Source organism: Altererythrobacter sp. KTW20L (genome assembly GCF_023501975.1).
GTDB lineage: Bacteria > Pseudomonadota > Alphaproteobacteria > Sphingomonadales > Sphingomonadaceae > Alteraurantiacibacter.
Map to the genome: position 1 here is coordinate 172,648 of NZ_JAMFLH010000009.1, position 7,831 is coordinate 180,478.

Consider the following 7,831-nt stretch of genomic DNA (forward strand, 5'->3'; position numbering starts at 1 on the left):
AGCCTGACCAACTTTGAAAAGGCCAGAATGGAATACGCTATCGGGCTGGATTTTGGCGCTCAACGCAAAACACAGAGCTAAGCATCGGTCTTGTCCTTCCAGTAGCGGCCGTGGGCCCTGTGAATTTCTCCGGCTTCGGCCATGCGCCAAAGACGAGTGCGGACGGCCCCGATGGTGATGTCAAATACGCCAGCATAGACGAGGTCCTTGTGCACTTCGGCAGGGCTTTTTGCCTTTATGCGCTCGCACTCAAGAGCATCGATCATAAGCATCCGCTTTGTACCGGGAGGTCGGGGATACCGGGCTTTGCGCGGTGTGACGGGAGTATTGAGTTCCTCGACCGGGATGACCTCACCCAGCACCCGCAAGGCGGTTAGAATGTCGAACCTTTCGTTTTCGGCCTTTTTGATCTCGTCGAAAAGTTTCGATATCCGTGAGTCCACCTCGGCTAGGCGGCCTCGTATCGTCTCAATCACAGGACTCATCGCATCTCACCCCTTCACACCCGCAGACTTGAAAACACTCCAAGGCCGACGAGTTCGCTCTCCCCGCAGCATTGGCAACTTTGCTAATGGGCCTAGGAACAAACCTAGCCCCCGAAGCACGAGGTCGCCTGGTCATTCGCGCGACCACTCCTGCCTTGTCTTCCTTGGCCATTCTGTCTGCGATTGCACTAGACAACAATTGTAAAGCATTGTGGACCACATCTGGCAATAGGCGGCTCGATTGAGTACCGGCATATTGGGCGCATTTTGGCGCCAAGGGCGCCCTCCCTCTGAGTAGCCCCTAGTTTGGTGATCGCGGCAAACCACAGGTCCGTGCCCACTGCAACGGCAGGATTGAAGCCGAAGAGCAGGATCAGGATCGGCGTCATGAGCGAGCCGCCGCCAACACCTGTGCGACCAACCAGGAAGCTGACGAACATGACAGAACCCCCTACCCTCGGGGCTCAGCACTCCAGCGTTGCATTTGGTTTGACAAAGCCCCCCAGAGGGTGTGCGGCATGTTCAGGACGACCTCTTCACGTGCAGCGCATCCAGCAACGGCTGGATCTTGTCGCCGTACTTCTCCCAGCGCGAAACCGACGTTGTGTAAATTGGCTTGCGCACCTGTGCGACACTGGCCGTCTTCACAGGGCGCGAAGACTTGTGGAATTCGACACATCGGTCATCCCAAGGCAAGCCAATGAAGTCTATCAGCCGGCGGGCCTCAGCCTCTGTGTCCTTTACAACATCCTCATAGACAACCGTCGTCAAGACGCCGGCGGGAAGAACCTGCTTCCAATGATCCATCAGGCTTTCGTATTGGAGGTAATAGCGCCCGATCTCCCCAAGGTCATAACTGTGAGGCATATCGTCTTTGAACAACTTAGTGAATGCCGAAAGGCATGTATCGACGGGATTGCGCCTCGTATTTATTATCTTGGCATTTGGATAAAGAATATGGATAAGGCCGACGAAAAAATAATTAGTGAGGAGCTTATCGGTAATTTTCTTTGCCTCGCCAGAAGAGGCTAATACATCTATAAGATACTTTTTTCCTAAGATATTCCATTGCTCGACACTCATCTCCCTCGTCATTTCAGGAAAACGCGACAAGGATGGGAACCGGTCCCGCAATCCATTCAGCGCCCGGCTAAAATATTTCACTTCGCCCGCGCCGTAGACATCAGGATGACTGGAAATGATCTGTTCAACCAGGGTCGATCCTGATCGGGGCATACCTAGGATAAAGACCGGGCGATCATCCATGATGCCGTCATATGGCCGATCCTCAAAAATTTCCTTCGGGAACGCCTGCTTAATCTTGTCAAAAAAGCTAAAGGTTTCTGTTTCAACATAACGCAACCTGGCGCGCTTCAACTTGCCTCCCGCGATGAAATGCTCAAGCGCCTTCTCATGCTGTCCAACATCATCCAGCGCCTTGGCATAGGCAAAATGCAGCGGCAGGAGTTGGTCTTCGCTCAACTCCTCTGAGGTGGTCATGATGCGCTCAATTTGCCCGAAAAGTTGTGGTTCTTTCGAGAAATCGACCAAATCGTTCAAATTCGAATAGGCTCCATAGACTTTGTCGTTGATTTCTAGAGCCTTCAGGATCTGCTTGCGCGCCTCATCAAGCCGACCAACCGACTTGAGGGCAACACCGTAATAATTGCGAGCCACCGCATTGCCGGGCTCCAACTGCGTGACTTTTTCCAACAATGTGATGGCTTCGTCATACCGATCTGTTTCATGCATCAATTGCCCAAGCACCACCATGGCCTCGCAATTGGTCGCATCGTCTTCCAAGACCATGCGGCAAGCCTGTTCAGCAGCCTGAAAGTTGGATCGCTTTAGCTGAATACGCGCCGTCAGAATGAGGCTGCCTGGGTTTCTCGGCGCAAACCGCAGCACATCAGACAATTCCCTTAAGGCGTCGACTTCCCTGTTCTCGGCAAAATAGAGGGCCGCCAGATTGTTATACGCCTCCGTATAACGCGGCCGCTGCGCGATTGCCTTTTTGAAAGCATGCTGGGCCTGATCTGGCTTTTTCAACTCGCGCAGCATGGTTCCAAGATTGTTATAAGCTTCCGGATAGACTTCCCGGTATGAGAGAGCGTTCTGGTAAGCTTCCAATGCTCCCGGCACATCTCCGAGCAATCTCAGGGTATTGCCCAGATTGTTGTACGCCTCAGCAAAAGAGGGATTCAGCTCCAATGCGCGATTGTAGCATGCGATCGCTTGGGTAAATTCCTTCCGGTCATAGCGAACGATGCCTAGATTGTTATGCGCCCGCGCATTTTCGGGATCTAGACGGACTGCTTTCGTCAATGCAGCAAGAGCGGCAGTCAAGTTGCCCTGTCCCCGGTAGGTCTCACCTAGGTTGGCATGATAGCTGGCAATTTTTGGCGCAATTTTGATCGCCTGGTTGATCTGCGCGATACCCTCCTTGGTCTTGCCGACGGCATTGAGCGAGACGCCAAGGATGTTGTGGGGATCTGCCAGTGAAGGATTTTGGCTGATGATCTGACGACAGACTTTTATTGCCTGCCTAAATTGACCTCTGGAGTAGAGCTCTCCGGCCAAAGCAATTGCCTTTGGTTCACTCATCTGCGCGCTTCCGCGCTGAACCTTTTCAATCAATTGGTCGGTGATGCCGTCGGTCATCAAATCTGGCCCTCGATTATCTATAGCAATCCGATATGCTCATTGGCAGATCGCATTTTTGATCACAAAATGAAAGGGCCGGAGTTTCCTCCGGCCCTTTCTTTGTAGCTCCCGAAAGATCAGTTGCCCGAACCGGGGCCGTACGTGATTTCCACGCGGCGGTTCTGCAGTTCGCGGACACCGTCGGCGGTGGGAACGCGGTTCTGGCTTTCACCAAAGGCTTCGCTCGAGATGCGCGCCGAAGGAATGCCGCGACCGGTCAGGTATTGCTGGACCGAAGCGTTGCGACGTTCCGACAGGCCGACGTTGTACTGCGCCGGACCAGAGCGGTCGGCGTGGCCAGCCAGCATGATCGAAGCGCTGCCGCAGTTGCCATAGGCCGTGACTGCCGAATCAAGCACCGTGGCTGCTTCCGGCGTGATATTCGACGAATCCCAGTCGAAGAACACGATGTACGGGCCCTGGTTGCACTGCACGACCGGCGGCGGAGGCGGCGGAGGTGGCGGCGGAGGCGGCGGGGGGGGCGGAGGAGGCGGGGGCGGGGGCGGGGGCGGCGGGGGCGGCGGCGGAGCAGCCGGCGATCCACCAAACCGAACGCTCATGCTGCCGAAGAAGGCATTGTCCTTCAGATCGTCAGCAAACCGGCCCTGATATCCGAGGCGTCCAGTGACCCGTTCGCCGAGCGCTGCTGCCAGGCTAAAGCCTGCCATGATCGAGCCCCGATCGGTCTCCGGCGACCTGACGGTAAAGTCAGACCCTGCAGGCGCGTCGGTGAACCGCTGAGTCGTGGTGAAGAACCGGCCATTGTTGTCATGGCGGTAAGCCACCTTGGCTTCGGGAACAATCCCACCAAGATTACCGGACAGCTTCACACCGGCAAGGAAAGATGTCTGCTCCTCGCTCTGGCTGTTAAAGGCCAGATTGGCCCCCGGAACGCCGGTCTCGTTGAAGTCCTTCAACTTCACCTCGGTGTATTCCACCCCGACAAATGGCGTCAGCCATGCCTGGCCCAGTCCAAGCCGCGCTCCGGCTTCACCGTAGGCAGAGGTAACCCGGAAATCAGGTTCACCAGTTATGGTGCCCGCTGTGGACAGGATGCTGATGGTGCGCGTGCTATCGCCTGACAGATCGGAATAGCTGGCATTGCCGCGTGCATAGAAGCTACCCACGTCGAGGCCTGCCGTCACGCCCAACTGCCAACCGTCAGCCTTAATCTGGCCATCGTACGTTGCAAAGTCGGCCTTCGCCTTGCGGTAGCCGCCGAAGGCACCGAGGGTGAAATTGCCAACCGTATAATCAAGGCCCAACAAGGCATGAAGATTGTCCGCCTCGTACCGCGGTGCATTACCGTCGCTGCTGACCCTGGCGTCGTTGAACATGGCCAAGCCCCACAGGCGCAGGCCCCCGTCAGGTTCGCGGCAAGCTTCATAGCCCCTCAAGTCGATCGCACAGTCCAACTGATCAGACACGATCGTACTCAGTTGCAGCGAATTGTTCCGCAAGTTCTGGACGTATCCGGCATATTGGTGACCGGTTAGCTGATCCAGCGCCCCGGCGTAGGTAGCCGGTGTTTGCAGGAACAGATTGGCCAGCAGCGAACCGAACGCGCCGCCTTGTGTCGGACTGTAGACATTTTCGATCGCGTCACCGACTGCATTCTGGTTGAAGGTCAAGCCACCGACATCGCCAAAGCCGACACGGCTGACCCGCAGATCAACATTGTCGTCTGCATCATAGGTAGCAGTCGGAGTCAGCAAGGCAGAACCGGTGCTGGTCACCACGCTGGCAAACTGGCCGGTCAGGTCATTTGCATCAATGACGTTGTCGTAGACATAGGTGTCGGCATAGAGCCCGTTGGGGGACGAAGGCCGGACCTGAAGCGTTGCGCCGGCAATGTCGGCAGTATTCGTGAACACTTGAGGATAAGTGCCAGCAGGGGCCGTGCCGCCGACCGGGCCGGTCGGGAGTTGCAGCGCCAATGTACCACCGCTGCTAACGTTGAAGTCTTCGACATAAACCGTGGCCGGACCGTCATAAGACATATTGGCGGTTGGCTGGTTCTGCAGATAGAGGGTGCCGCCGCTCAGGATATTGAGCTGCCCGACGCCGACCATGCTGGAGTTCACGGTACCGTCAAACCGGGTCTCGCCGTTCGAGACGTTGATCACGTCATCCGCCGAGATGTCGATATTGCCATAGATCCGGCCAACTGCGGGACCGCTACCCCGCAGGTTGATGATCGCCGCATTGGGGGCATTTGTGGTGTCTATGGCTGTTCCGTGCTGCCAGCTTGCACCGCCATTCACGCTTTGCCGGGCGATGATGGTGCCGCCCACATTGTCGAAGGTGAATACATCCGCAGGCGTTGGGGCGCCTCCACCAAGATCATCGGCAATGACACCTGTTGCAATGGCCGATCCGCCATTGGCGACCTGCGCCGAAACCTCGATCGTACCGGTGTTAGTTACCGTGGCATTGTTGAGGTCAGACAGCATGTAAATGCCAATGGCTTCGGCCGAACTAGCGGCGGTAGTTAGGCCTGCAGGGCCCGAAGCATCGGCCATGACCGAAAGAGTCCCACCATTCATGAGATCTCCCGAGATGTCGGCCCCTGTCCCAGTGGCGGCAAAGCCCATGCCCGCAGCAAACGCCTCGGCATTGGCCTCACCGACAGCCTTGGCTGAAACCTCCATGGTTCCGCTATTAGATACGTCGAGCGGCAGGGCTGTGCTGAGGGCACCGTAGCCTCCCGCAACAGCCAAGGCCGTACCTGTGGTACCTGCGGCATCTGCGGAGGCTTCCACCTGGAAGGTGCCGCTGTTGTCGAAAGCAAGTGCGACATCGGTGCCGAAGGCTGCCTGGCCTACACCGCCAGCCAAAGCGGTGGCATTGCCATTCGCTGTGGCATCAGCAGATGCAACTGCGCCGACGTTGAATGCGCCCGCATTCTCGAAGGAGGCAGAAGCAGTAGAGCCATTGGCAAACTGCAGTGCACCCCCTGCAACAGCCAGGGCCGAGGCATCATTGCCCGACGCCGCTGCGCTGGCGGTGACACTCAGTTGGCCTCCAGTTCCGTTGGAGATTTCCGCTGCGGCATCCGGCCCGGAGGCAATCTGCAGAATGCCCCCAGAAATGGCCGATGCGCTGGCGAACTCGTCACCCTCGGCAATTGCGCTGGCGTTAACATCGATGACACCAGAATTGACAACACTTGCCGTGGATCCGAACACTTGCTGCGAAACCGCAGGCAGAACGAATGCAACAGCATCTGCGCTGTCGCTTGTGCCTGCCGTGCCCGCAACAGCTAGCGCCTGTGCATCGGCTTCGATCGTGCCGGTGTTGGTGAGGATGGCAGAAGCCTCCCCGTTTGTTGCAACTGCTTGCTGATTGACCACGGGGCCGATCTGGGCAGACGCACTGGCATCCGTGCCGGTGGTTTCGGCCACAGCTGAAGCCGAGAAGCCGATCACGCCGTGATTGGTTAGAGAAACGGATGCATTACCATCGTTCGATACGGCGAATTGGTTAATCCCATTCCCGATTACAGCACGCGCATCAGCACCGCTGGCGGCGGCAGACGCGTTAGCATCCGCAGAAACCAAGAACGTACCATCGGAGGTATTGGTCAGAGAAACCGATGCATCGCCTTCGACACCGACCGAAGCAGACTGATCAATCCCGACGCCAACATCGGCTTCGGCAACTGCAACATCTGCACCAATGGCGCCAGCATTGGCGGTGATGTCAATCGTGCCACTGTTGGTCAGCAGCACCGAGGCATTCCCCGTGTTCGCTTGAGCGCCCTGGTCAATGCCCGAGTCCTGAATGCTGGCCCTGGCATTAGCCGCGCCACTGGCAGACGCAACGGCTGCTGCACCAATCGTCAGCTCTCCGGCATTGTTCACCGAAGCCTGGGCATCGCCCGTGCCAGTGACGGACACGTATTGATCAATTCCGGGATCATCGATGTCGGCATCGGCATCAGCGGAAGAGCCGCCGATAGCCGACGCAGCAGCGGTAATGTCAATCGCCCCGCTATTGGTCAGCAGCGCCGAAGCATTGCCGTCACCATAGACATAGGCGCCTTGATCAAAGCCGCTATCAACGGCTGCCGAGGCATTGGCATCGCTTGCAGCGGCATTAGCCACGGCAGCGATCGTGATGGCGTCTGAATTGTCAAGCGACACCAGGGCATCCCCCGTGCCGCTGACAGACGCATACTGATCAATGCCAGCGTTATCGATTTCAGCATAGGCCGAAGCAATGCTCGTGCCGACCGCCGAGGCATCGGCCGTAATCGCGATCGTCCCGCTGTTGGTTAGCTGGGCCGAGGCATTGCCTGTACCAAAGACATAAACCCCTTGGTCAACGCCCGAGGCGTCGATGTCAGCGTCAGCTTCGGCACTGGTTCCTGCGGCATTGGCCATCGCCGCAACGGTAATCACACCTGAATTGTTCAACGACCCCAGCGCATCGCCGGTGCCGCTTACTTGAGCATATTGGTCGACCCCGACGTCAACTTCAGCGTCCGCATCGGCCGAAGTTTCCCCCACAGCGGAGGCTTCGGCCGTAATGGCGATCGTGCCGCTGTTGGTCAGCAAGGCCGAAGCATTGCCGGCGTCCGCATAAGCGTTCTGGTCAATGCCGCTATCCACGGTGGCAGAAGCAGAGGCATCGCCGGTAGT

Annotated in this window: 3 protein-coding genes and 1 pseudogene; all 4 read right to left on the reverse strand. The window is 57.3% G+C overall.

Annotation, left to right across the window (positions count from 1 at the left end; all coding sequences use genetic code 11):
- Positions 1-77: 77 nt before the first annotated feature.
- Entirely contained in the window at positions 78-485 is a 408-nt protein-coding gene (locus tag M3P36_RS10875) for a hypothetical protein (RefSeq protein ID WP_249703299.1), read from the reverse strand.
- A 281-nt stretch (positions 486-766) separates the two neighbouring features.
- Positions 767-925 (reverse strand): annotated as a pseudogene (locus tag M3P36_RS15345) (TSUP family transporter); the annotation flags it as partial.
- Between the two features lie 82 nt (positions 926-1,007).
- Positions 1,008-3,146: a tetratricopeptide repeat-containing sulfotransferase family protein gene (locus M3P36_RS10885; RefSeq protein ID WP_249703304.1), complete on the reverse strand. Its 2,139-nt coding sequence runs from the start codon at positions 3,144-3,146 to the stop codon at positions 1,008-1,010.
- A 119-nt stretch (positions 3,147-3,265) separates the two neighbouring features.
- Positions 3,266-7,573 carry an autotransporter domain-containing protein gene (locus tag M3P36_RS15270; protein WP_349630570.1) on the reverse strand — a complete coding sequence of 1,436 codons (4,308 nt, stop codon included), beginning with the start codon at positions 7,571-7,573 and terminating at the stop codon, positions 3,266-3,268.
- Between the last annotated feature and the right edge of the window lie 258 nt (positions 7,574-7,831).

Bases quoted from the DNA above. Each gene is read 5' to 3' on its own strand.
- M3P36_RS10875 (WP_249703299.1), bottom strand. From the start codon at position 485: ATGAGTCCTGTGATTGAGACGATACGAGGCCGCCTAGCCGAGGTGGAC.
- M3P36_RS10885 (WP_249703304.1), bottom strand. From the start codon at position 3,146: ATGACCGACGGCATCACCGACCAATTGATTGAAAAGGTTCAGCGCGGA.
- M3P36_RS15270 (WP_349630570.1), bottom strand. From the start codon at position 7,573: ATGGCCAATGCCGCAGGAACCAGTGCCGAAGCTGACGCTGACATCGAC.